Source organism: Myxococcus dinghuensis (assembly GCF_024198235.1).
Taxonomy (GTDB): Bacteria; Myxococcota; Myxococcia; order Myxococcales; family Myxococcaceae; genus Myxococcus; species Myxococcus dinghuensis.
Genome location: NZ_JAKCFB010000038.1, coordinates 37540 through 61494, shown reverse-complemented (window position 1 = coordinate 61494; position 23955 = coordinate 37540). Strand labels below are relative to the sequence as shown.

At 69.3% G+C, this 23955-nt stretch carries 19 protein-coding genes; 6 read left to right on the top strand and 13 right to left on the bottom strand.

The features are described 5' to 3' along the window. Positions 1-74 precede the first annotated feature (74 nt). Together LZ198_RS33850 and LZ198_RS33845 are read left to right on the top strand one after the other, a co-directional pair. Complete coding sequence (locus LZ198_RS33850) at positions 75-932, top strand: nucleotidyltransferase (protein WP_407667484.1); 858 nt, start codon at positions 75-77, stop codon at positions 930-932. After that, complete coding sequence (locus tag LZ198_RS33845; RefSeq protein ID WP_253976267.1) at positions 916-1620, top strand: metallophosphoesterase family protein; 705 nt, start codon at positions 916-918, stop codon at positions 1618-1620. The genes LZ198_RS33850 and LZ198_RS33845 overlap by 17 nt, the downstream gene beginning before the upstream one ends. 32 nt (positions 1621-1652) lie before the next feature. Here the strand turns inward: LZ198_RS33845 and LZ198_RS33840 are convergent, their stop codons facing one another. The 7 genes from LZ198_RS33840 to LZ198_RS33810 all read right to left on the bottom strand — a co-directional run bounded on the left by LZ198_RS33840 (position 1653) and on the right by LZ198_RS33810 (position 9315). Further along, on the bottom strand, positions 1653-2021 hold the full coding sequence (locus LZ198_RS33840) for a Rieske (2Fe-2S) protein (RefSeq protein ID WP_253976266.1): 369 nt from the start codon (positions 2019-2021) through the stop codon (positions 1653-1655). Further along, a complete protein-coding gene (hmgA, locus tag LZ198_RS33835) occupies positions 2018-3352 on the bottom strand; it encodes a homogentisate 1,2-dioxygenase (protein WP_253976265.1) in 1335 nt (444 codons plus the stop codon). Before hmgA ends, LZ198_RS33840 begins: the two co-directional genes overlap by 4 nt. A 32-nt stretch (positions 3353-3384) precedes the next feature. Beyond that, positions 3385-4458, bottom strand: a complete 1074-nt coding sequence (gene hppD, locus LZ198_RS33830) for a 4-hydroxyphenylpyruvate dioxygenase (RefSeq protein ID WP_253976264.1) — start codon at positions 4456-4458, stop codon at positions 3385-3387. Between the two features lie 244 nt (positions 4459-4702). After that, positions 4703-6169, bottom strand: coding sequence for a DUF4340 domain-containing protein (locus LZ198_RS33825; protein ID WP_253976263.1), 1467 nt, complete (start codon positions 6167-6169; stop codon positions 4703-4705). Next, positions 6166-7737 carry a GldG family protein gene (locus LZ198_RS33820; RefSeq protein ID WP_253976262.1) on the bottom strand — a complete coding sequence of 524 codons (1572 nt, stop codon included), beginning with the start codon at positions 7735-7737 and terminating at the stop codon, positions 6166-6168. The genes LZ198_RS33825 and LZ198_RS33820 overlap by 4 nt, the downstream gene beginning before the upstream one ends. A gap of 13 nt (positions 7738-7750) precedes the next feature. Then, a complete protein-coding gene (locus tag LZ198_RS33815) occupies positions 7751-8554 on the bottom strand; it encodes an ABC transporter permease (RefSeq protein ID WP_253976261.1) in 804 nt (267 codons plus the stop codon). A 38-nt stretch (positions 8555-8592) separates the two neighbouring features. Then, on the bottom strand, positions 8593-9315 hold the full coding sequence (locus LZ198_RS33810; protein WP_253976289.1) for an ABC transporter ATP-binding protein: 723 nt from the start codon (positions 9313-9315) through the stop codon (positions 8593-8595). Positions 9316-9532: 217 nt separating this feature from the next. Between LZ198_RS33810 and LZ198_RS33805 the strand changes: the two genes are divergently transcribed. After that, entirely contained in the window at positions 9533-10726 is a 1194-nt protein-coding gene (locus LZ198_RS33805; protein WP_253976260.1) for an aspartate kinase, read from the top strand. Between the two features lie 76 nt (positions 10727-10802). On the opposite strand, the gene LZ198_RS33800 is transcribed toward LZ198_RS33805, so the two are convergent. From LZ198_RS33800 to LZ198_RS33790, 3 genes are all read right to left on the bottom strand, one after another. Beyond that, complete coding sequence (locus tag LZ198_RS33800; protein WP_253976259.1) at positions 10803-12419, bottom strand: right-handed parallel beta-helix repeat-containing protein; 1617 nt, start codon at positions 12417-12419, stop codon at positions 10803-10805. Between the two features lie 490 nt (positions 12420-12909). Further along, complete coding sequence (locus LZ198_RS33795; RefSeq protein ID WP_253976258.1) at positions 12910-13329, bottom strand: hypothetical protein; 420 nt, start codon at positions 13327-13329, stop codon at positions 12910-12912. After that, on the bottom strand, positions 13329-13496 hold the full coding sequence (locus LZ198_RS33790) for an FmdB family zinc ribbon protein (protein ID WP_253976257.1): 168 nt from the start codon (positions 13494-13496) through the stop codon (positions 13329-13331). Before LZ198_RS33790 ends, LZ198_RS33795 begins: the two co-directional genes overlap by 1 nt. 243 nt (positions 13497-13739) lie before the next feature. Between LZ198_RS33790 and LZ198_RS33785 the strand changes: the two genes are divergently transcribed. Next, complete coding sequence (locus tag LZ198_RS33785) at positions 13740-16421, top strand: ATP-dependent Clp protease ATP-binding subunit (RefSeq protein WP_253976256.1); 2682 nt, start codon at positions 13740-13742, stop codon at positions 16419-16421. Between the two features lie 97 nt (positions 16422-16518). On the opposite strand, the gene cutA is transcribed toward LZ198_RS33785, so the two are convergent. The 3 genes from cutA to LZ198_RS43290 are packed head-to-tail and all read right to left on the bottom strand — an operon-like array spanning position 16519 to position 18578. Beyond that, positions 16519-16869, bottom strand: coding sequence for a divalent-cation tolerance protein CutA (cutA, locus tag LZ198_RS33780; protein WP_253976255.1), 351 nt, complete (start codon positions 16867-16869; stop codon positions 16519-16521). A gap of 32 nt (positions 16870-16901) precedes the next feature. Further along, the gene (locus LZ198_RS33775; RefSeq protein ID WP_253976254.1) at positions 16902-17864 is read right to left on the bottom strand and encodes an ATP-binding protein; all 963 of its coding nucleotides are present in this window, start codon (positions 17862-17864) and stop codon (positions 16902-16904) included. 57 nt (positions 17865-17921) lie between these two features. Then, the gene (locus tag LZ198_RS43290; RefSeq protein ID WP_267145496.1) at positions 17922-18578 is read right to left on the bottom strand and encodes a hypothetical protein; all 657 of its coding nucleotides are present in this window, start codon (positions 18576-18578) and stop codon (positions 17922-17924) included. Positions 18579-18860: 282 nt separating this feature from the next. Here LZ198_RS43290 and LZ198_RS33765 point away from each other — a divergent pair, with 282 nt between their 5' ends. Both LZ198_RS33765 and gltE read left to right on the top strand, forming a co-directional pair. Then, entirely contained in the window at positions 18861-22436 is a 3576-nt protein-coding gene (locus LZ198_RS33765) for a tetratricopeptide repeat protein (RefSeq protein ID WP_253976253.1), read from the top strand. Further along, positions 22436-23899: an adventurous gliding motility TPR repeat lipoprotein GltE gene (gene gltE, locus LZ198_RS33760; RefSeq protein WP_253976252.1), complete on the top strand. Its 1464-nt coding sequence runs from the start codon at positions 22436-22438 to the stop codon at positions 23897-23899. Before LZ198_RS33765 ends, gltE begins: the two co-directional genes overlap by 1 nt. The last annotated feature ends 56 nt before the right edge of the window (positions 23900-23955 follow it).

Below are 23955 nucleotides of genomic sequence, written 5' to 3'. Positions count from 1 at the left end.
TCCGCCTGACTGCTCTCCGGGCGGCTTTACCCGGCCGTCGGACGGCGGAAATGCATCATCCCTACCTTTTGCCCATGGAAAAACGACACCCCAACCATCCCGGGGAGATGGGCACGGACGCGACGCTCGCGGAACGCGAACGCACCGCCGATGAAATCAACGCCCGCGCCAGGGCCGTGGGGTTGTTGCGCGAGGCCCAGGTGCCCTTCGTGGTGGGCGGCGCGTATGCCTATGCCACCTATACCGGCATCTACCGGGACACGAAGGACCTGGACCTCTTCCCGCGCAAGGCGGACGCGCTGCGGGCGCTGGAGGTGCTCGAGCAGGACGGCTGGCGCACCGAGCGCACCGACGAGGTGTGGCTCTACAAGGCCTTCAAGGGCGACTACTTCGTGGACTTCATCTTCTCGTCCGGCAACGGCGTGGCCGTCGTGGACGACGAGTGGTTCCAGCACGCGAAGACGGCCACCGTCTTCGGCCACGAGTGCCTCGTCGCGCCCGCGGAGGAGATGATCTGGTCCAAGGCGTTCGTCATCGAGCGTGAGCGCTACGACGGCGCGGACGTCAACCACCTCATCCTCAAGGCGGGCCCGGCCATGGACTGGGAGCGGCTCTTGCGCCGCTTCGACCGGTACTGGGAGGTGTTGCTCAGTCACCTGATGTTGTTCCGGTTCACCTATCCGTCGGAGCGGGACATCGTCCCGGACTGGGTGATGGCGGAGCTGATGCGCCGCACGCTGGACAGCATCCGGGACGGGCACTGGGCGGAGAAGCTGTGCCGAGGCAACCTCGTCTCCAAGGTGAACTACCACGTGGACATCCACCACTGGGGGTTCCAGGACGGGCGCGCCTGGGACGAAAACGAACGACAGCAGGAGGGGGATGGTGGCGCGCGACCCGGGTTCGAAAGTTCGGTTGGCGGCGGTCGGTGACCTGCACTGCCGTGAGGACCACCACGGGCGTTTCCGGCACCTGGTCAAGCAGGTGAACGCCACGGCGGACCTGTTGGTGCTGTGTGGGGACCTCACGGACCGCGGGATGCTGGAGGAGGGCAAGGTGCTCGCGGAGGAGCTGTCCGCGCTGCGGGTGCCGTGCGCCGCGGTGCTCGGCAACCACGACTACGAGCACGGTCAGGTGAAGGAGATCTGCGCCGAGCTGGCCAAGGTGGGCATCCACATCCTCGACGGGGACCACTTCATCTTCGAGAAGGTGCTCGGCATCGCGGGCGTGAAGGGCTTCGGCGGAGGCTACGGCAACGCGACCCTGCAGGCCTTCGGCGAGGCGCAGACGAAGGGCTTCGTGCAGGAGGCGGTGACCGAGTCCCTCAAGCTGGAGGCGGCGCTGAGCCACCTCGACACGCCGAGGAAGATCATCATCATGCACTACGCCCCCATCCCGGAGACGCTGGAGGGGGAGAACATCGAGATCCGCCCGTTCCTCGGCACCAGCCGCCTGGCGATGCCCATCGACCACTACGGCGCCGAGGCCGTCTTCCATGGTCACGCGCACCATGGCTCCCTCCATGGGAAGACCAAGAGCGGCATCCCCGTGTTCAACGTCGCCATGCCGCTGCTGGCCCGGCACACGCCCGACCAGCGCTATGTCTTGATGGAAGTCTGACGCGCGCGTGGGAGGAGTCCCGCTCCCGGAGGTCAGGTGGTGACGACCATGCCGTCGTCGACCTTGACGGGCCAGACGGTGAGCGAGGCGCCGTTGCAGGGGCCTCCGACGCAGCGCCCGTCCTCCGGCTGGAACATGGCGCCGTGCCACGAGCAGACGATGTGCTGCTTGTCCGGAGACAGGTAGCGATCCAACTGCCGCGCCAGGGGCAGGCCCGCATGCGGGCAGCGGTCCACGTAGCCCACCACGCGCTCCCCCTGTCGCACGAGGAAGCCGTGGAAGTACGCGTCACCTATCTGGAGGACGAAGTTGCGAGCGCCCGGGTCCTCCAGGCTGCTCACGGGGCACAACGTCACCTCCGGAGGTGTCTCCCAGACCCGCTTGCGCGAGAGCAGGCTCAAGGCAGACGGGCCTTCTCGAAGCCGTTCCAGCAGCCGTCGTAGTCGTGCTGCAGCGTCGGCGACTCCAGCGCGTGGCGCGTGGGGCGGATGACCCAGCGTGACTCGAACATGAAGGCGAGCGTGTCCTGGATTTTGTGCGGCTTCAGGTCGACCTTCACGGCCTGCTCGTAGCTGGCCTTGTCGGGGCCGTGACCGCTCATGCAGTTGTGCAGCGACGCGCCGCCCGGCGCGAAGCCCCCGGCCTTGGCGTCGTAGACACCGTGGACCAGGCCCATGAACTCGCTCATCACGTTGCGGTGGAACCAGGGCGGCCGGAACGTGTTCTCCGCCACCATCCACCGGGGCGGGAAGATGACGAAGTCGCAGTTGGCCACGCCGGGCACCTCGCTGGGCGAGGTGAGCACCGTGAAGATGGACGGGTCCGGGTGGTCGTAGCTCACCGTGCCGATGGTGTTGAACCGGGCCAGGTCGTACTTGTACGGGGCCAGGTTGCCGTGCCACGCCACCACGTCGAGCGGCGAGTGGTCCAACGTCGTCGACCACAGCCGACCCTGGAACTTCTGCACCACCTGCGTCGGCCGCTCCACGTCCTCGAACGCCGCCACCGGCGTGAGGAAGTCGCGCGCGTTGGCCAGGCCGTTGGAGCCGATGGGGCCCAGGTCCGGCAGGCGGAAGTAGGCGCCGCGGTTCTCGCAGACGTAGCCGGCCACGGCCCCCGAGGGCAGCTCCGCGCGGAAGCGCACACCCCTCGGCACCACCCCCACGTCGCCGGGCGCCAGCTCGAGCACGCCGAACTCCGTGACGAGCGTCAGCCGGCCGGCCTGGGGGACGATGAGCAGCTCGCCGTCGGAGTCGAAGAAGACCTTGTCCTGCATCGACCGGTTGGCGGCGTACAGGTGGATGGCGATGCCGGAGCCCGAGGCGTCGTCCCCGTTGCCGGCGAACGTCGTCAGGCCCTCGACGAAGTCGGTGGGCGCGCCCGGCTGCGGCTGGGGACTCCAGCGCAGCCGGTTGGGCGTCACCGGGCCCTCGGAGGCCGCGCCCCCCAACAGCCCCTGCGGCTGGGCCGTGAAGGGCGGGTGGCTGGCGGTCGGCCGCAGCCGGTACAGCCAGGAGCGGCGGCTCTCACGCCGCGCCACCGTGAAGGCCGTGCCCGACAGCTGCTCCGCGTACAGGCCGAACGACGCCCGCTGGGGCGAGTTCTGCCCCACGGGCAGCGCGCCTGGGACGGCCTCCGTCGCGAATTCGTTGCCGAAGCCGGAGAGGTAGCCGCCAGGCGCCTGCCTCAGCCCGCTCTTCGGAGTCACCGCGGTTCGATTCTCTGTGCTCACCGACGTCTCCTCCGAAAGGGGCGTGCGGGGGACTACGACTTCTTGTCCACCTGGATGACGCCCCGTCGAATCTGGTCCAGCTCGATGGACTCGAACAACGCCTGGAAGTTGCCGTTGCCGAAGCCCTCGTTGCCCTTGCGCTGGATGATCTCGAAGAAGATAGGGCCGAACAGGTTTTCGGTGAAGATCTGGAGTAGCAGGCCTTCCTGCTGGTTGCCGTCGATGAGGATGCGGTTCTTGCGCATCCGCTCCAGGTCCTCCCCGTGCTCGGGGATGCGCTGGTCGACGAGGTCGTAGTAGGCGTCCAGGGTGTCCTGGAGGTCCACGCCCCGGGCGCGCAGCTTCTCCACGGTGCCGTAGATGTCCTGGGTGGACAGGGCCAGGTGCTGGATGCCCTCGCCCTTGTACTCGCGGATGAACTCCTCGATCTGCGACTTCTCGTCCTGGCTCTCGTTGAGCGGGATGCGGATGGCCTGGTCGGGGGCGATCATCGCCTGGCTGAAGAGGCCGGTCGCCTGGCCCTTGATGTCGAAGTACTTCTGCTCGGTGAAGCCGAAGACGCGGTTGTAGAACGTGGACCAGGTCCGCATCTGGCCCCGGCGCACGTTGTGCGTCAGGTGGTCCAGCGACTCCAGGCCCACGCTGTTGCGGGCCTCGGCCTCCTCGGCGCCCGGAATCTGCACCCAGGTGTCGTAGATGCTGCCCTGCGCGCCATACCGGTCGACGAGATACAGCAGGCTGCCACCGATGCCCTGGAGGACATAGAAGCCCTCGCCCAGCGAGCTGGTGGCCGGGTCGGCGGCCTTGGCGCCGCGCTCCAGCGCCATCTCGTAGGCGGCGCGGGCGTTGGCCACGCGGAACGCCATGGCGTTGGCGGACGGACCGTGGGCGGCGCGGAAGTCGGCGGCCTGCCCGGCGGCGTCGCTGTTGATGAGCAGGTTGATGTCACCCTGCTTGTAGCGGACCACGTTCTTGGTCGGGTGCCGCGAGTAGGCGGTGAATCCCAGCCGCTCCACCAGCTTCACCATCGCGTCGATGTCCGGGCTCGTGAACTCCACGAACTCGAAGCCGTTCAGCCCAAGAGGGTTTTCCGCCGCGCTCACCATGACACTGCCTCCACACGTTCTCTACGGGTACGGTGGTCAAGGTAGGGATGGGGGCTATTCGAGGAAAGCACAAAGCGCTGCCAGAGATTGTCAGCGCTTCACACAGTCTTCCGAGGGAAGGCTCCGGCGAATGTGCGCAGCACGCGCGTCAAAACCAGGGGTGTGGTGCGTCACCGACGCGCAGTAGTGGATTGCCACGAGGCGAGCAGCCGACCGCTTCCATGCTTGTCTGGAATTGAACGACTCAGGGCTGGGGCTCCGCGGTGGGCGGCGCCTCCATCAGGTCTTCGGGGCGGTGGGGAAGGTCCAATCCTTCGACAGAGATCTCCACGACCTCGTCCCCGGCGCCACGCGCGTAGCGCTCGCCGGAGCCGTCCGGGACCTCGTGTCCGAGCACCAGCCGCGCCAGCTCACGGCCCCCCGCGCCCGACAACACGACGAGGGGAGAGGTCTCGCCGATGCCGAACCTCGACCAGTCCCGCGGCCGGGCCTCACCGAACGCGGAGGCCCTGAGCGTGTTCAGCGCGCGCACCAGGGCGACCATGCGGAAGTGGAGGGCCTTGCCGGGCGTGGGCGTCGTCACCTCCCAGACCGCCGTGCCCGCGTCGGCCGTGTTCGTGTTCTCCACGGTGATGACGGGCGCCCCGTTGCCGGGTTGGAACACCACGCGGCGGACGTCCTCGCGCCGGAAGTGGAGGACGTGCTTGTCCTTCAGGTCTTGCGTGTCCACGTCCAGCGCGGTGAGCGCGCTGTCCGGCACCTCACCCAGCACGACGACGGCGCCCTGCTCCCGCAGGGCGAAGACGCGCGACTCGCCATCGACCACGGCGCGGGAGAGGCGCACGCGTACCGGCTCGCCCGCGGTGGACGTGAAGCGCGCGTCGACCCCGGGCGTCTCCAGGCCCAGCTTCTTGCGCGTGGCCGCGGAGTCGTCGAGGAAGGCGAGGGCGCGCTGGTCCTTCAGGTCCGACAGGAGTCCGGCGACCTTCGCCTCGTCCGCGCGCTCCGCGAGGGGCTTCACCAACCGCCACGCCTTGCCGCCCGGCTCGCGCGTCAGCGAATAGGCCTGTTCCCGGGTCTTCACGTCGATGGCGGTGAGCGACGCGACGTCCAGCCCGCCGAGGAACTCCTTGGCCCTCAGCGAGAAGGTTCCCCGGTCGAGGCTCCACCGGACGGAGCCCTGGGCCGCGTACACGCGCGGGTCTCCTTCGCGGCGCACGTACACCGAACCGTCGAAGGTGTTCTCGACGCCGCCGTGGAGGGTCACCGCGTGCGGGGCCTCCGGGCCGTCCGCGGAGGTCCGGGCCGTCACGCTGAACACGGGGGGCTTCAGCCCGTACTTCGCGAGGGCGGCGTCGGTGGGGGCCGCGTCGACGAGGGTGCTCGACTTCGACGACTCGAGCGTCCCCAGGATGGCCTCCACGGCGGTGTCCTCCGCGCGCGCCTTCACGGGGGCGGTGAGCGTCCACTTGCCGTCGGACCCGCGCGTCAGCTCGGTGGTGTCTCCCTGCGCGCGCACGGTGACGTGGGTGAACACGGGGGCGGGGGCGCCCGGAGGCGTCGGGGCGGCGAAGAGCTTCTCGGCCGCGGCCTGTGGCTCTGCGTCGCGAGGTCCGCCCTTCTTGCGGCTGTCGCAGGCGGACAGGGCCAGCGTCGCGCCCAGCGCCGTCGTGGCGAGCAGCCCCGCGAGCACCGGGCGCGCGCGGCTCACTGGTTCCTCCGCGTCAGCCAGATGGCGAGCCCCATGCCCATGAGCGTCAACGGCAGGAGGTCCGTGGTGATGAAGCGCAGGTGCGACATCGCCGTCGGGTCCAGGCTGATGGTGGACACGTCGCGGTCGGGTGGGCGCAGGGTGACCTTGGCGACCTGGTTGGTGGCCCAGCCCAGCGCGTTCATCACCAGGTTGCGGTTGGGCTCGTGGCCCCAGTTCGGGTCGAGCAGCAGCTCCGAGTCACCCACCACCACCAGCCGTGCCTGGTCGAAGCGCCGCTCCGGCACGTCCTTCGTGTCCCGGGTGATGGCGGCCGCGAGCGTGAGCTGGCCCATCTTCTCGCCGTCGGAGGGGACCGCGTTCTCCTCCGGCTTCGTCTCCACCCAGCCGTTCTGGGAGGTGTGGACCAGGGGCTCCACGCGGACGCCCTCGGCGAGCCCCTGGCGCAGCAGGCTGAGGCTTCGCGCGGTGGGCAGCTCGACGTTCAGCCCGCGCTGCTTCAGGGGCCGGACGATGTCGTGCGCGCTGTAGAAGGCGGACTGCACCACGTACGGGTTGCCGCTGTTGAACTGCGAATCCGCGACGACGCCCTCGTCCAGCAGCACGCCGTACTCGGCGAGTAGGTCGTCCAGCCCGTCTCGCAGGCCCGCGTCCGCGAAGTAGAGCACGCGTCCGCCCTGGGCGAGGTAGCGGCGCAGCACGTCCACCTCGGGCTGGGAGACGCGGACCCGCGCCCCCGCGATGACCAGGAGCGCCGCGTCGCGCGGCACGTCCGTCGCGCCCGTCAGGTACAGCGCCTCCGCGGCGTAGCCCTCCTGGAGGAGCTGCCGTCGCAGCTCGGACATGGTGGCGCCCGGGTCGTCCGGCGCGGCCTCGTCCTTCGCGAGCGGCCACTCGCCATGGCCGGTGACGAAGTAGACGTGCTGCGTGCCCACCGCGTTCAGCTTGATGAGGGCGTTGGTGAGGTCCTGCTCGGAGACGACGTTCAGCGTGGTGTGGGACGCCTCGGGGCCCTCGCCGCGCACGAGCACCACCGTCGCCTGGCCCTCCTTGAGCTGGTACTTCGCCGCGAGGTCGGGGGCCCGGCGCGGGTCCTTGAGCGTGTAGGTGAAGCGCCCCGGCGCCTGGGCCTGGTAGCGCTGGAACAGCTCCTCCACCAGCGGATACGAGGCGTGCGTGGGCGGCATGAAACCGTAGGCGTGCACCGGCTCCGGCAGCGCCTCCAGCGTGGCCACCGTCTGGGGGGCGAGCGAGTGGAGCTTGCCGTGTGTCAGGTCCCACCGCGTGTTGTGCCGGGACGCGACCAGGTTGACGACGACCAGCGCCACCAGGGCGCCCGCCACGATGAGCGCCGAGCGGACCAGGTGGAGGCTGGAGCGGCGGGCGGACGCGTTGCCGAAGGCCTGGAGGTTCGTGGCCACGCACACGCCCACCAGCACGAGCCCGACGCCCGCCTTCACGGCGGTGGCCACGGGGCTGCCGGAGGTGAAGAAGAGGGTCGCGGGGCTCGACAGCAGCAGCAGGAGCCCGAAGGCACCCAGGTATCGACCGATGAGGGCCACGTTCATGTCCGGGTTCCCTTCAGGCCTGGCGCTGGACTTCCACGGCCCGGTGGGTGAGCAGCAGCGAGAAGGCGATGACGGAGGCGAAGAACACGAACGACTGCACGTCCAGCACGCCCTTGAGCAGGTGCTGGAGCTGCGAGTCGAACGAGAGGTAGGTCAGCACCGAGCGCACGGGCTCCTCGGAGGCCTGGGCCACGCTGGTCAGCAGCATCCACGGCAGGAGCACCGCGAAGGTGAGCAGGGCCGCCAGCATCTGGCTCTCCGTGAGCGCGGAGATGAACAGGCCCACCGCCATGCAGGTGGCGCCCCACAACAGGACGCCGACGAAGCCCACCAGCACGGTGGACCACTCCAGCGCCGTGCCCGTCTCCGCGCGGCCGAAGAACGACAGGAGCGCGGGGAAGAGGAGGGTGAGGGCGAGCGTGGCGGTGATGATGCCCAGGCCCCCCAGGTACTTGCCCACCACCAGCTCGATGGGCCGCACCGGCGCGGTCATCAACAGCTCGAACGTCTTGTTGCGCTTCTCCTCCGCGAACAGGCGCATGGAGAGGAAGGGCGCGACGAAGAGGGTGATGATGATGACGGTGCCCCAGAGCTGCACGGCCACGCCCTCCGTGAGGTTGCGGTAGCTGTCGTATTCCGGCGGCATCTGGGCCCACGTCGTCTCCCGGGCCATCTGCTGGACCTGTTGGAAGGTCTCCAGCAGCGCGGCGAAGAAGAACGACGAGAGGGCGACCATCGCCGTGAAGACCACGTAGGCCCACGGGGTGGTGAAGTAGAGGGACAGTTCCTTGCGGGCGATGGCCAGGGCGGTGCGCATGTGGGGCCGGGGTTCCTCGCGGGTGGGCGCGCTCGCGCTCAGGCGGCGGTCAGCTTGATGAAGACTTCCTCCAACGACGCGCTCTCCGACGGGCCGTGGAGGCCGGCCAGCTTGCCGAGGTCGTCGTGGGCGGCGATGCGTCCCTGGTTGAGGATGAGGACACGCTCGCACGTCATCGTCACCTCCGGGAGGATGTGCGTGGAGAGGATGACGGTGTGCTTGCCCGCGAGCCCCTTGATGAGCGCGCGCACCTCCGCGCGCTGCGCCGGGTCCAGGCCCTCGGTGGGCTCGTCGAGGATGAGCACCGGCGGCGCGCCGAGCAGCGCCTGCGCGATGCCCGTGCGCTGCTTGTAGCCCTTCGACAGGTTCTGGATGAGCCGGCCCAGGACATGGGTGACGCCGGTGAGGCTGGCCACCCGCTCCACCTCCGTGTCGAGGCCACGCGACGGCAGGCGCTTGAGCGAGGCCACGAACCGCAGGTATCCCCGGACCGTCATCTCCGGGTAGAGCGGCGGGGTCTCCGGCAGGTAGCCGATGCGGCGCTTCACCTCGAGCGGGTGGGTCGTCACGTCGAAGCCGCCCACCTTCACCACGCCCTCGGACGGGGGCAGGAAGCCGGTGAGGATCTTCATCGTGGTGGACTTGCCCGCGCCGTTCGGCCCGAGGAAGCCGAGCAGCTCGCCCTCCGCGACGTCGAAGCTGAGGTCCTCGATGGCCACGCGGTCGCGATACCGCCTGGTGAGGTGCTGCACCTCGATCATCGGCATGGGGAAGGCTCCAGGGAAGCGAAGGCTCGACCCTGGGCCGCTGGGCGTGAGAGCAACTCTCGGGCGGCCCGGGCAGACCGCGCCCGACTATAGAAGCCGACCTCGGGGTGTCAAGGCGACGCACCGGGAGCGGGCGGGCTGGCCGGGCTCCTGCAAGAATGGCCTGGGGTGTGGTTCCTTGGACACGCCCAACAGGGGTAGTGAGACGCTCATGCCTATCGTGGTCCAGAAGTACGGCGGCTCGTCGGTGGCCGACGTGGAGAAGATTCGCAAGGTGGCGCAGCGGGTGAAGGACAAGCGCGACGCCGGGTATCAGGTGGTGGTGGTGGTCAGCGCCATGGGGGACACGACGGACGAGCTGCTGGCGCTGGCCAAGCAGGTGTCTCCGGACCCGGCGCGGCGCGAGCTGGACATGCTGCTCACCTGCGGCGAGCGCATCTCCATGGCGCTGTTGTCCATGGCCCTCCAGGAGATGCAGGTCCCGGCCATCAGCTTCACGGGCAGCCAGAGCGGCATCATCACCAACGACGCGCACGCGCAGGCCCGCATCGTCGAGGTACGGCCGTACCGCATCCACGACGAGCTGGCGCGGGGCCGTGTCGTCATCGTCGCCGGCTACCAGGGTGTGTCCTACAAGAAGGAAGTGACCACGCTGGGGCGGGGCGGCTCCGACACGACGGCGGTGGCGCTGGCCGCGGCGTTGGAGGCGGAGGCGTGTGAAATCTACTCCGACGTGGACGGCATCTTCAGCGCGGACCCGCGCGTGGTGCCGGACGCGCGCAAGCTCGAGTCGCTGAACTACGACGAGATGCAGGAGCTGGCGAGCGCGGGAGCGAAGGTGCTCAACGCGCAGGCGGTGGAGTGGGCGAAGTCGCGCGGCATCGTCATCCTCGCTCGCACGGCGCACGCCCAGGGGTCGGGCACGGAGGTGCGCGAGCTGACCGCGGCCCAGGACACGCGCGTGAAGGGCGTCACCGCGGACGTGGAGATGGCGGTGTTGTGCGCCGGCGCGCAGGTCCGTCTGCCGGAGCTGTTGGAGTTCCTGGACGCGCGCGGCGTCCGGGGCCGGACGCTCGGGCATGACGCGCTGTCGGGTGGCTCGGGGCACACCTACCTGCTCGTGCCGTTGGCGGACATCCACGGCGAGGACGCGCTCCGCAAGGACCTGTCCACGCGCTTCGGGGACGCCGTCTCGTGGCGGGGGGAGCTGGGCACCGTCACCTGCGTGGGCGTGGGGCTCAACGCGGACTGGGTCCCGCTGCGACAGTCGCTCGCCGCCGCGGAGGAGCTGGGCGCGCGCGTGCACGCCGTGCACACCTCTCCGCTCCAGCTCACGTTGCTGGTGGACAAGCCCCACCTCAAGGCGCTGACGGCGCGGCTGCACCGCGAGCTGCTCGGGAGCTGAGCGGCCGCCGCCCGAGGGCTCGCGAAGGGGACGCCCCGGGCCGCGCGTGAGGCGGGCCCGAGGCTCTCCGTCGGGGCTACTCGGCGATGGAGGCCGTCGCCGCCGTGGGGCAGCCGGACTCCACCGCGCCGATGTCCGGCGCCGCGCCGCAGTAGGGCAGGCCCAGGTCCATGCCCTTGTCCACCGCGCCGACGCCCGGCGCGAAGGTCTTCGCGTCGGCGAGGGCCTCCGCGGCCTCGGACGAGGCCGTGTCCTGGCCCTGCTGCTTCCAGGCGGAGAGCGCGTCGCCGACCCACGAGGACTCGGGCACGAAGAACTTGCCCGTCGTGAAGCTGGCGCGCGGCAGGTAGACGTTGGAGCGCAGGTCCAGCTCGGACACGTAGGGCCCCAGGTTGACGGCGTTGCGGGTGGCGAAGAGGTTGTTCCGCACCGCCACGCGCGTGGAGTCGCCGCCGGTCCCGTGGCCGAGCACGAGCGCGAAGCCCTCCGTCCCGGTGACGGTGTTGTGGAGCACGCGCACGTCGACGCCGTTCTCGATGCGGATGGCCGAGCCCTCCGGCATCTTCAGTCCGTGGATGCGATTGCGGCGCACGGAGATGTTCGTCGGCGGCGCGTCCACCCGGTTGCCTCCCACCGCGATGCCGAGGGCCGCGTCGGAGATGTCGTTGCCCTCCAGGACCACGTTCTTCGCGGAGTAGTGCACCACCACGGCCTCGCCTCGGGACGTGCTCGACTTGGTGAAGCCGTGCATGCGGTTGTTCCGCACGGTGACGTCGTGGCACGTCTTGAGGTCCACCGCGTTCTCGCGGTTGTCGTGCAGGTGGTTGTCCTCGATGAGGACCCCCTTGGCGGGCGTGTCGTTGCTGAAGCCCTCGGGGCCGAGGCACTGCACCGAGTCACCCGAGTTGCCGTGGATGTCGTTGCCGCGCACGGTGATGTCCTGCGACGTGGGCGCGATGACGATGCCGTGTGAGTCGGTCGAGCCCTGGTCGAAGTCGTGGATGTGGTTGTTCTCGAGGGTGACCCCCCGGGCGCCCGAGTCGGTGCTGATGCCGCTCCCGAACGCGCCGCCGTAGAGCTCGCTGTTCGCGAGGACCGAGCCGTTGCTGTTGCCCGCGAACGTCACGGCCACCTGGCGCGCGCCGCGCACGTCGAACTCGAGGTTCTCGAGGCGCCAGTAGGGGCGCTGCACCATGGCCATGTACCAACCGCTGGAGGTGGGGACGAGCTTCGCCTTGCCCTCGCCCCGGAGGGTGATGGGCGCGTTGGCGGTGCCGGCCCTCACGGTGGAGTCGATGACCAGCTTCTCCGCGTAGGTGCCGGACAGGACGCGGACGACTTCCCCGGGCCCCACCAACGAGAGGGCCTTGGAGATGGTGCGCAGCGGCTTGGCCTGCGTGCCGGCGGCGGTGTCGTTGCCCGACGGGCTGACGTACCACTCGCGCGAGTACCGGGGCTGCGAGGGTTCCCCGGTCGTGGGAGTCGTCGGCGTCGACGTCCCGGGTGTCTGGGTGACGGGAGGCGTCGAGGTTCCGGGCGAGGGCTGCTCGGTCGTCCCGGTGGTCGGCGTCTGCGGGCGGGTGGTGGTGTTGGGGATGGCACCCGAAGTGGAGGGGGACTCCGTGCTTCCCTTACAGGCGAGGGCCCCGGCGGAGAGCGCTCCGACGAGGCACAGGCTGCGCAGTGTGGACATGGGGGGTGTGGCTCCTCTTGGGGGTTGAGCGAGCCAAGAACGTTCGGCGGAACGAGCGGTATTCTGCTTCCTCGCGCCGACCGTGCCCTCGTGGGGCAGGCGGCCTTGCTTCCCTCTCACGCGGGCATCGCGAGTGCGTGGGGCGAAGGAGGGCCGTGGCTCGGTCCTCCTTCGCTACCACGAACGGGTGTGACGGTGGAAAGCGAGTCGTGATCGCCTGGTGGGCGGGCAGCGGGTGCCCGCGCGGGCCACGACCTGGCGATGGAGCGGTGTGGTGCTCACGTGTGGGGATGGAGCGTGGCCACGCCGTCGTGTCGACCCGAGGGCGTCACCAGGGGGCACGGTGAAGGCGCGGTGTCGCGAGGACGGGCGCGCGCGTCGACGCCGTGAGGCGGGTGTCCGCGTTCAGCGGGGGGCGCTTCGGCGAATCGCCGGGTCGACCGTCTCGTGCCGCGTGTGGAGACGGTCGGGAATCTTCAGCGCGGAGACCTCACGGCAGCAGGCCCGGGATGCTCCCACCCGGTCTGGGCGTGACGACCATGCGGACGGCGCCGGGCATGAGCAGGCACGCGGGAACATGCGCCACGGTGGGGCCGCCAGCGGGCGAGGTGGAGCACAGCCCGGAGAAGGGGAGGCCGTAGGGTCCCCACGTGGGGGTGGTTGGCGGGGGAGGCGCGGAGGCCTCCCGTGTCGCCAGGGCCGGAGCGTCTGGACCCGGTGTCGCGTCCGGGATGAAGACGATGCCCTCGGGGATGGGGTCCTCGAGGGCGGCGTTGCCGAGAATGGCCTCGATGCGCTCGGTGCCCTCGTCCCGGACCCCCGTGTGTCGGGTGGCGCACGCGCCGAGCCACACCGCCGCGAAGAGCGGGGCGACGATGCGCGGTGGTGGGACGCGGGGCGGGCGGGTCATCAGGATTTCTTGCGAGTATGCGCGCTGAAGGCCGAGAGGCGCTTCTCCACGTTCTGCGCCTTGTGACACCGGGGACACTCCGCCGGCTGCTCGTCATGTTCGCGCACGCTCATGTGGCTCGAAAAGGGGTGTTTGCACTGGCGGCAGTAGAAGTCGTAGTCGGGCATCGCTCCACCTCCTGGGCTGTGCCACACGCTTCGTCTGGCGCTCGGCGCATGCAATGCCTGGAGGTGGCGCATTCCCGAGGCCCGCCCGGCTCTCCGGGGAGGGTCAGGCGCTGACGGAGGAGGCCTCTCCGAGTGATGGAGAGGGGCCTCGTCGGGTCGCCCGCTCGAGGGCGGCGCCTCCGTGGTCCACCTGCCTCGTGGTTCCTACCTTTGCGCGGGAGTGGAGCGTGGAGGTCGTCGACCATGGTGTGTCAGAACTGCCGGAGCCGCCCAGCCGCGGTCGTGTTCAAGAAGCGGGTGAATGGCCAGGAGGCCACGCTCAACCTCTGCAACCACTGCGCGAGCGCGATGGGCATGTCCCTCGAGGGCTCGGATGGCTTGGGGAGCCTGGAGAGCCTGGTGGAGCAGATGATGGGGCCTCGGCCCCGCTCCCGGGAGAACCTGCTCGCGCAGTTGTCGGAGATGGCCCAGCAGGTGCTGGAGCGCGCCGCGCGGATGACGCTCGATTCGGGATACGAGCGCATGCGCATCGAGCACCTGTTGTTGTCGCTGCTGCACTCGGTGCCGGAGCTGCGCGAGACCCTCAAGCAGGCGGGCGCGCCGGTGGACGAGTTCGAGGCCCGGCTGGACGCGGTGATGCCGCGCCGCGAGCCACGTCAGGCGAAGGGCGTCGCGCTGTCCTCGGGCGTCAAGCGCGTGTTGCAGATCGCCCGGCTCCAGGCGCTCCAGATGGGCTACAGCTTCATCGGGCCGGAGCACCTGCTGCTCGGAATCCTGATGGAGAGCGAGAGCTTCGCGGCGCAGTTCCTCGCCGGCGTGGACGTCAACGAGCTGCGCAAGCGCATCGCGGCCCAGGGCGGCCCTCCGGTGGCTCCAGCGCCGGGCGGCGGTGGGCGGCAGGGGAGTGGGCTGCCTCCGAACCTCACGCGCTTCACGCGGGACCTGTCGGTGCTGGCGCGCGCGGGGGAGCTGGACCCCGTCATCGGGCGGGAGAAGGAGATCCACCGCGTCATCCGCATCCTGAGCCGCAAGACGAAGAACAACCCGGTGCTCATCGGCGAGCCGGGCGTGGGCAAGACGGCCATCGCGGAGGGGCTGGCCCAGCGCATCGTCACGGGGGACGTTCCGGAGGTGCTCAAGGGCAAGCGCGTGCTGTCGCTCGACATCGGCAGTGTGCTGGGCGGGACCAAGTTCCGAGGTGAGTTCGAGGAGCGCTTCAAGGGATTGATGGACGAGATTCGCGCCCTCAAGGGGCAGATCATCCTGTTCATCGACGAGGTGCACACCGTCGTGGGGGCGGGGAACGCCGAGGGCGCGGTGGACGCGGCCAACCTCCTCAAGCCCGCCCTGGCGCGTGGCGAACTCCAGTGCCTGGGCGCGACCACGCTGGATGAGTACCGGAAGAACATCGAGAAGGACGCCGCGCTGGAGCGCCGCTTCCAGCCCGTCATGGTGGCGGAGCCCACGCCGGAGCAGGCCATCGAAATCCTGCGCGGGCTGCGCGACGCCTACGAGGCCCACCACCGCGTGAAGATCCTCGACACCGCGCTCACCGCGGCGGTGGAGTTGTCGGACAAGTACGTCAACGACCGCTTCCTGCCGGACAAGGCCATCGACCTGCTCGACGAGGCCTCGGCCATGGTGCGGCTGGGGGCGCGCACCGCGCCGGACCGGCTGGGAGAGATGGAGACGCTGCTCGCGCAGAAGGAGAAGGACAAGAGCGCGGCGGTGGCGGGGGAGCGCTACGACGAGGCCAGCCGCGTCAAGGCGGAGCTCGAGTCGCTGCGCGCGGAGCTGGACGGGCTGCGCACCCAGTGGCAGCAGAAGCGCGGCGTCACCGAGCCCACGGTGAGCCCGGAGGACATCGCCACGGTGGTGAGCGAGTGGACGGGCATCCCCGCGCGGAAGCTCCAGTTGGAGGAGGGGCAGCGGCTGTTGGAGATGGAGGACGCGCTCAAGCGACGCGTGGTGGGCCAGGAGGACGCGCTGCGCGCCATCTCCGAGGCGGTGCGGCGGGCTCGCGCGGGCTTGAAGGACCCGAACCGTCCCATCGGTTCGTTCCTGTTCCTGGGGCCCACGGGTGTGGGGAAGACGGAGACCGCGCGGGCCCTGGCGGACTACCTCTTCAACGACGAGAACGCGATGATCCGCCTGGACATGTCCGAGTTCCAGGAGCGCCACACGGTGAGCCGGCTCATCGGCGCGCCTCCGGGCTACGTGGGCTACGAGGAGGCCGGCCGGCTCACCGAGGCGGTGCGGCGCAGGCCCTACTCGGTGCTGCTCTTCGACGAGGTGGAGAAGGCGCACCCGGACGTGTTCAACCTGCTGCTGCAGATATTGGACGACGGTCGCCTCACGGACTCACGGGGACGCACCGTGGACTTCAAGAACGCGGTCATCATCATGACGTCCAACCTCGGCTCGGAGGCCATGGGCGCGGCGCGCGCGGCGCTCGGCTTCCAACGCGCGGCCGACGAGGAGAAGGCGGGGCAGGCCCGGGCCACGGAGGCGGTGATGAACGCGCTGCGCGGCCACTTCCGGCCGGAGTTCATCAACCGCATCGACGAAATCGTCGTCTTCCATCCGCTGAACCCGGACCAGTTGCGCCGCATCGTGGACACCATGCTGGAGGCCACGCGCCGCAAGCTGCACGGGCAGAACCTCCAGTTGGACCTGACGGACGCCGCCCGCGATGCACTGGCCGAACAGGGCTTCGAGCCTCGCTACGGTGCCCGTCCGCTCCGGCGCGTCATCCAGCGTGAGCTGGAGACGGAGATCAGCCGCATGCTGCTGCGCGGCGAGGTCAGCGAGGGACAACGCATCCTCGTGGACTACCGCGACGGCGCCTTCGTCTTCACGACGACGCCGCGCGCGCCGAGCGCGGAGCAGGGGGCGGGGGCTGCCGCGCCGGTGTCGCCGTCCTGAGCGCGGCCTCGTGCGGGACTCCGACTGCGCACCCAGGGGGCGGGGGACGTGACGCGCGGAGGGGCGAGAACCTCCTCACGCCCACGGCGCCTGGGGGTCAGTCCGCGCCACTGCCGCCGATGGGCGTCGACGCGCGCGTGCTGTCGAGAATCCACGCGAGGTAGGGCGCGTGCCCGGCGGCCAGGTCCACCCGGAGCACCTCGGGGACCTGGTAGGGGTGCAGGGCGACGAGTCGCGCTCGCAGCGCCTCGAAGAGGGCGGTGCGCGTCTTGAACAGGATGAACGCCTCCGCGTCGTCCTGGACCTTGCCTTCCCAGCGGTAGATGGAGCGGATGCCTGGGAGGATGTTGCCGCACGCGGCCAACTTCTCCTCCACCACCGTGCGCGCCAGCTCGGCGGCCTTGTCGGCGGAGGGCGCGGTGACGAGGACGAGACAGGCGTCGGTCATGTCGGCGTTCCTGCGTGGACCAGGCGCGTGCCTCAACGCCCCGCGTTGCGCATCCCCATGGGCGGGTGGTTCATCGCGTCCATCTCCTGCCGCGTCCGGCGCCGGTCCGGCGTGTCCTTCGGCAACTCGACGAAGGTGCACATCTCGCAGAGGCGGCTGTAGATGCGCTCACCCACGCGCTCGCGCAGCAGCTCCTCCGCGCGCACCGCGGCGCGCGCGTCATCCGTCGAGCGATAGCCCGTGGGGGCCGCGGCGCGCGCCTGCTTGCGCTCGGGCTCGAGCGAGTAGTTCGTCGCGAAGAGCGTGGTGCGCCCCGCGTTGTAGCGGCGGGCGATCAGCTCGTCGAGCGTCTCCATCTCGAACGCGCTGCCACGGCCCTTGCCCATCTCGTCGATGGCCAGGACCTCCACCTCCGACAACGGCCCGATGATCTCTCCGCCGCTCTTCCCCTCCTGGAAGCCGCGCCGGATGGTCGCGTAGAGCAGGGAGATCTCCACGTAGCGCGCGCGCACGCCCATCTCGAGCACCAGGTGTCCGAGCGTCGCGGCCAGCAGGTGCGTCTTCCCGGTCCCCACCGGACCGCTGAGGATGAAGCCCTTGGCCGTCGCGCCCTTCACGAACTGGTGGGCGAAGTGCATCGCCACGCCGCGACCCCGGTCCTGGGCCTCGTTGAAGGCGCGGTAGTTGTCGAAGCCCGCGTGGGCGACGACGCCGGGCATGCGGATGTCGTTGAAGAGCACCACGCGCTGCCGCCGCCGGGTGCACGTACACGGCTCCATCACCTCGTAGCGCTTGGGGCCGACCTTCTGGCTGAACACGGCCTCGCGCTCCACCAGGACGTGGCCACGCCCACCACACACCGAGCAGTTGGCGGAGCACGCACACACACGCGCCTGGGCCTGGTCACCCTGCCGCTCGATGACGTACGTCCGCCCGCCACACATCCGGCACGATTCGCCGCCGTTCACCTTCGCACCCATCTCGCGCATCGCCATAGAAGACCCCCTCCATGCCCGTCCGAAAACTGAACTTCCGAGCAGTGGTGGCCCCGCTCACACTTCCTTCATCCCGAACCGCCGCCGCACCGCCGCGACCACCCGGAATCGCCGGGACAGCCGCCGCGCGTGGGTGGACATCACCTGCTGTTCGGCTCCCACCGCGCGTGCCTCGCGCCACACCTGCTGTCGCTGGTCGAAAGGGAGGGCGCGCAGCAGCGCCATGAAGCTCAGCGCCTCCTGCGCGTCCAGCCGGGCGGGCTCGTCCGGGACGTGGGCCAGCACCGTGCCCCGCAGCCACGTCACCCGGGCCGCGAGTCCCACCTCCCGTCCCGCCAGGTCCTCCAGCACCTGGCACAGCCGGGCGTGCCGCGTCTGCTCCCAGGTGAGCGCCTTGCGACGTCGCGGGGTGGGCTCCGGTTCGGTGCCCGCGCCCGCCGTCAGCGCGCGGTATTTCTTGATCTCCGCGTCCACCTGCCGCCGGCACGCGCGCAGGTTGCGCAGGACCGGCTCACCGGGACGCGCGTCCCACAACGCCTTCTCCGCGGAACGGGAGATGCCTCGCGCCACCACCTCGAACGGCACCCCTTCGCGCGCCCACTCCGTCAACAACTGCGTGTCCAGCGCGGACAGCATGAGCCCCGCGCCACGCACCGCGAGGAAGTAGTCCTGCACCAGCTCCTCGAAGCTGGCGCTCTCCGGCAACAGGCTCATGATCCGACACGCGCTCCAGGCAACACGGCCGGGCAACCGGCCGTCCGCTCCCCCATACCCGCTGGGTCCGACAAGGCAACCCCTCTGTCACCCTTTTCACAGCGCAAATGGAAGATTTCCGGCCTGCTTTCCACGCGCCGAGGGGGCAGCCAGTCAGGGTTGACCCGTCGCTCGGAAACCGCGCATAGTGGATTCCCTCGAATCGAAATTCCCGAAGATTCCCGGCCACTTGCCTGTTCGGAAGGCAACCGGGGACGCCGGTCCCCCTCGATTAGGAAGACCATGCGCCGTTCGCTCCTCGTCTGCCTCGTGTTCCTGGCCACGGCCTCCGCCGCGCAGGAGAAGAAAGCCCCGCGTGATGCAGCGCTCGGTCAGAAGGCCTCCACCACGGTGGACAAGTCCCTGGCCGGAGACATCACCCGCGAGAAGAAGAAGGAAGAAATCGCGCCCGCGCTCCAGTACGACCAGTTCCGTCTGGGCGTCGAACTGCAGGTGGCCTCCAAGCGACGCGAGCAGATCGCCTCGCTCAAGAAGATCATCTCCCTGTCGCCGGATCCGAAGGAGGTCCCCAGCCTCCTGTTCCGCCTGGGTGAGTTCTACTGGGAGGAGTCGAAGTTCTACTTCTTCGAGGCGAACCGCAAGGACGACGACCTCCTGCGCGCCATGAACGCCAACGACACCGGCGCCCAGCAGCGCGCCAAGGCGGAGAAGGCGGAGCTCGTCGGCAAGCAGAAGGAGTACGGCAAGCTCGCGGTCGAGCAGTACACGAAGATCATCCAGGAGCACCCGCAGTTCGAGCGCACCGACGAGGTGCTCTTCTTCCTCGGCCAGTACCTGATGGAGGAAGGACAGGACCGCAAGGCGCTCGTCGCGTTCAAGCGCCTGGTGGAGAAGTATCCCCAGTCCAAGTTCATCCCGGACGCGTACCTGGCCTTCGGCGAGTACTACTTCAACAACTCCAAGGGCAAGCGTCCGGAGCTGGAGAAGGCGCTCGCGGCGTACAAGAAGGCCGCCGAGTTCCCCGAGAGCCAGGTCTACGCGTTCGCGCTCTACAAGCAGGGCTGGTGCTACTTCAACCTGGCGGACTACGAGGCCGCCAAGGACAAGTTCAAGACGGTGGTGCTCTACGGCGAGCTGGCCGGCACCAACGCGGTGGAGAAGGACGGCGGCAAGAGCGGCCGTGGCTCGCTGGTCCGCGAGGCGCGCACCGACTATGTGCGTGCGTACGCCCACCAGGGTGACGTGGCGCAGGCCCGCGCGGACTTCGGCAAGGTGGCCTCCAATCCGGAGGACCGCTTCACGATGATGAAGCAGCTCGCCAACATCTATTACGGCGACGGCAAGGACCGCGAGGCGGCCATCACCTTCAACTCCCTCATCAAGGAGAAGCCGCTGTCGCCGGAGGCGCCGGGCTTCCAGGGGAAGATCGTCGACTGCATCCTGCGCATGGGCAACAAGGAGCGCACCGTCGCCCAGGTCCGCCGGCTCGTGAAGATCATGAAGGAGGTCGAGGGCTCCGGCGTCATCAAGGACGACAAGGACAAGCGGCTGCTCGCCGAGGCGAAGGAGCTGTCCGAGCGCACCCTCTCCAACCTCGCCGTCACCTGGCACAACGAGGGCAAGAAGACTCGCAACGAGGAGACGTTCCGCTACGCGGACGCCGTCTACAGCGACTACCTCACGCTCTTCCCGGAGAACCCGAAGGCGTACGACCTGCGCTTCTTCTGGGCGGAGCTGCTCAACGACAACCTGCAGAACTACGAGAAGTCCGCCGCCAACTACACGCTCGTCGTCCTCCAGGACGCCAAGGTGCTGGAGGCCAAGGACGACAAGGGCAAGCCCAAGCCGGGCAAGCCGGGCAAGTGGCTGCAGAACGCGTCCTACAACGCGGTGCTCGCCTACGACGAGGTCGTGAAGGCCGCCGAGGCCCGCGGTGACGCGAAGAGCGAGGCGGTGGGCTCGGACATCACCAAGAAGGCCACGATCCCCCCGGTGAAGAAGTCCCTGCTGGACGCGTGCGAGCGCTACCTCAAGTACGTGCCCAAGGGCGAGAAGCGGGTGGAGATCGCCTTCAAGGCCGCCAACATCTACTACCGCCACAACCACTTCGACGAGGCGGTGCTGCGCTTCAGCGAGATCGCCCTCGGCTACCCCGAGTACAAGTTCGAGAACGGCCAGCGCGCGGCGGAGATCAGCGCCAACCTCATCCTGGACTCGTACAACCTGCTCCAGGACTTCGCGAAGGTGAACGAGTGGGCGCGGCGCTTCTACGCCAACGACAAGCTCGCCACCGGCAAGTTCCGCGAGGACCTGGCCAAGCTCATCGAGCAGTCGTCGTTCAAGCTCGTCAGCCAGTTGGAGGAGAAGAAGGAGTTCTCCAAGGCGGCCGAGGCATACCTGAACTTCGTCCACGACTTCCCGCAGACGGAGATCGCCGACCTGGCGCTCTACAACGCGTCCGTCGACTACTACAAAGCGAAGATGATGGATAAGACCATCGAGGTGCGAAAGCGCCTGTTCGCCCAGTACCCGCGCTCGAAGTACGTGCCTGATTCCATCTACGCCAACGCGGAGGCGCAGGAGGCCATCGGCGACTTCGAGGACGCCGCCGGCACCTACGAGCTCTACGTGCGCGGCTACGAGCGCAGCCTCGACGAGAAGTCCGGGGGCCGCTCGAAGTCCAACGCCAAGTCCAAGAAGGCCGCCGCGGACGACAAGCCGGCGGTGCCCCAGAAGTGGGAGGAGTCCAAGGCGCAGGTGGCGCTGTTCAACGCAGCCACCTACCGCGAGGGCCTGGGCCAGACGAAGGCGGCGCTGCGCAACCGCGAGCGCTACCTGGAGCTGTGGCCGCGCGCCAAGGACGCGGACGAGATCCGCCTGTCCATCATCGACCTGACCGGCAAGAGCGGCGCGGCGATGAAGGCCATCAAGATGCTGGAGGAGTACGAGCGCGACAACATGCGTTCGGCCAGCAAGTTCCTGGGCGCCGAGGGCCGCATCATCGAGCTGTACGGGAAGATGAACAAGACGCGCGACGTGGCGCGCATGTACAAGCGCGTGGGCGAGCACTTCGACCAGCTCCCGCGCCGCGTGCAGACCACGCTGGAGAAGCCCGCGCTGGCCACCGCCGCCCAGGCGCAGTTCCTGGCCATCGAGCCGGACTGGGCCGAGTACAAGCGCCTGAAGCTGTTCTGGGGCGCGCCCCCGTCGCCGGACCGCTTCCGCGCGAGCATCCAGGACAAGAGCCGCGCGCTGCAGGTGGTGGAGAAGAAGTACGTGCAGACGGTGGCGCTGGGCGCGCCGGAGCCGTCGCTGTGCGCGCTCAACCGCATCGGCCTGGCGTACGACCACTTCGCCGACCGCGTCGTCAACGCCCCCATGCCGCGCGGGCTCGACGAGGAGTCGCAGCAGGCGCTGCGCGACGAGTTCTCCAACCAGGCCCAGCCGCTGAAGGACAAGGCCACGGAGGCGTTCGCCGCCACGGTGGCCAAGAGCCGCGAGCTGGACGTGTTCAACGCGTGCGCCGCCGAGGCCCTGAAGATGCTGCGCACGACCTACCAGCCGGACCGCTACCCGGACATGCCGGAGGAGAAGGTCGCGCTCAAGGGGCGTGAGCAGCTCATCGGCGGGGACGTGCTGGCGGGCATCCAGGACGTGCCGCCGCCCGCGCCCAAGGCCGTGGCGGAGGCCCAGAAGGACCAGAAGACGACGCTGCAGGAGGACCTGACGGACCTCACCGCGCAGCTTCGTTCTCAGACCGAGACCCAGGTGGACGCCAAGCCCACCGCCTCCAGTCCTGACGGCTCGAAGCCCGCGAAGCAGGGTGGGGGCGACGAGGAGCCGGAGGACTTCCTCTAATGAACCGGACGACGACCCGCACCATGCGCCTGTTCCCCCTGCTCGTGGCCACGTCGCTCGTGGCCGCCGGTTGCTCCAGCTCCAAGGCCACGGGCCCCGCGGCGCCGGTGAAGAACACCGCGCCCCAGCCCTCCAAGGAGGCCGCGCCGCCGCCCATCTCCAACACGGCCAAGGCCAAGTTCGAGGACGCGGTGAAGTCCTTCGACACGCAGAAGAAGGCCAAGGCGTTCGACTACCCGGCGCTGGAGCGCAAGTTCAAGTCGGCGCTGGAGTCCGACGCGAACCTGGCCGAGGCCGAGTACAACCTGGGCGTCATCGCCGAGCGCCAGGGGAACATCCCGGAGGCGAAGAACCGCTACCGCGCGGCGTTGACGAAGAAGCCGTCGCTGCGCCAGGCCTCGGAGAACCTCGCCATCATCGAGCAGAACAGCGGCAACGTCGCCGGCGCGGTGACCCTCTACCAGGAGGTGCTCCAGCGCTATCCGGACGACGCGCAGTCCCGCGCCCGTCTGGCGGAGATCTACCGGCAGAAGGGCGACCACGACAAGGCGATGGAGCTGTCGCGCGCGGCCCTCATGCGCGACCCGCAGTCCACCACCGCCATCAAGGTGATGATCCGCAGCTACCTGGACCGCAAGCAACTGGCGCTGGCCAAGCTGGTGGCGCTGCGTGGCACGAAGATCGACGGCGCGGACCCGGAGCTGCAGCACCTGGTGGGCGTCATCCTCCAGCGCGAGGGCGAGGTCGACGAGGCGCGGCTGTTCTTCAAGAAGGCCCTCGATGCGCGTGACGACTACGTCCCGTCCCACGTGGCGCTGGCCCAGTTGTCGCTCGACTCCGAGGACTTCCCGGGCGCGGAGGAGCACCTGCGCCGCATCCTCCAGGCGGACGGGAAGAACGCCACCGCGCACCTCAACCTGGGCCTCGCGTACAAGGGCCAGGGCCAGTACGACAAGGCGATGCAGGAGTACGACGAGGCGGAGAAGCTCGACAAGGAGCTGGCCGCCGTGAACCTCAACCGCGCCATCATCCTGCACAAGGTGAAGGACGCCCCCGAGCGCGCCGTCGAGCTGTACAAGAAGTACATCGCCATGGCCGGAGGCGACGTCGCCCTGTCCGCGGAGTCCCCCGTGTTCGGGCTGCTGCGCGAGGCGGAGACCATCGTCAACGCCAAGCGCGAGGCCGCCATGGCCGAGCAGCAGGCGAAGCAGATGGAGGACCTGCAGAAGAAGCAGCAGTCCCAGATGCAGGCCGCGGAGAAGAAGCAGGCCCCGACGTCGCCGCCGCCGCCCGGCGCCACGCCCGCCTCGGGCACCAACGTGGCCCCCCAGGCCACGCCCGCCGGAGGCGCCGCGCCCCAGGCTCCCACCCCCACCGCGACGGAGGGTGCGGGCGACAGGAAGAACAATGCAGCCCCGGCGGATCCTTCCGAGCCGGGTGAGCCTGAAGACGACCTGATGTGAAAGTCGGGATGCCCCCCGGTGCCTTCGCTGTGGCGAGGTCCGGGGGGATGATGCGA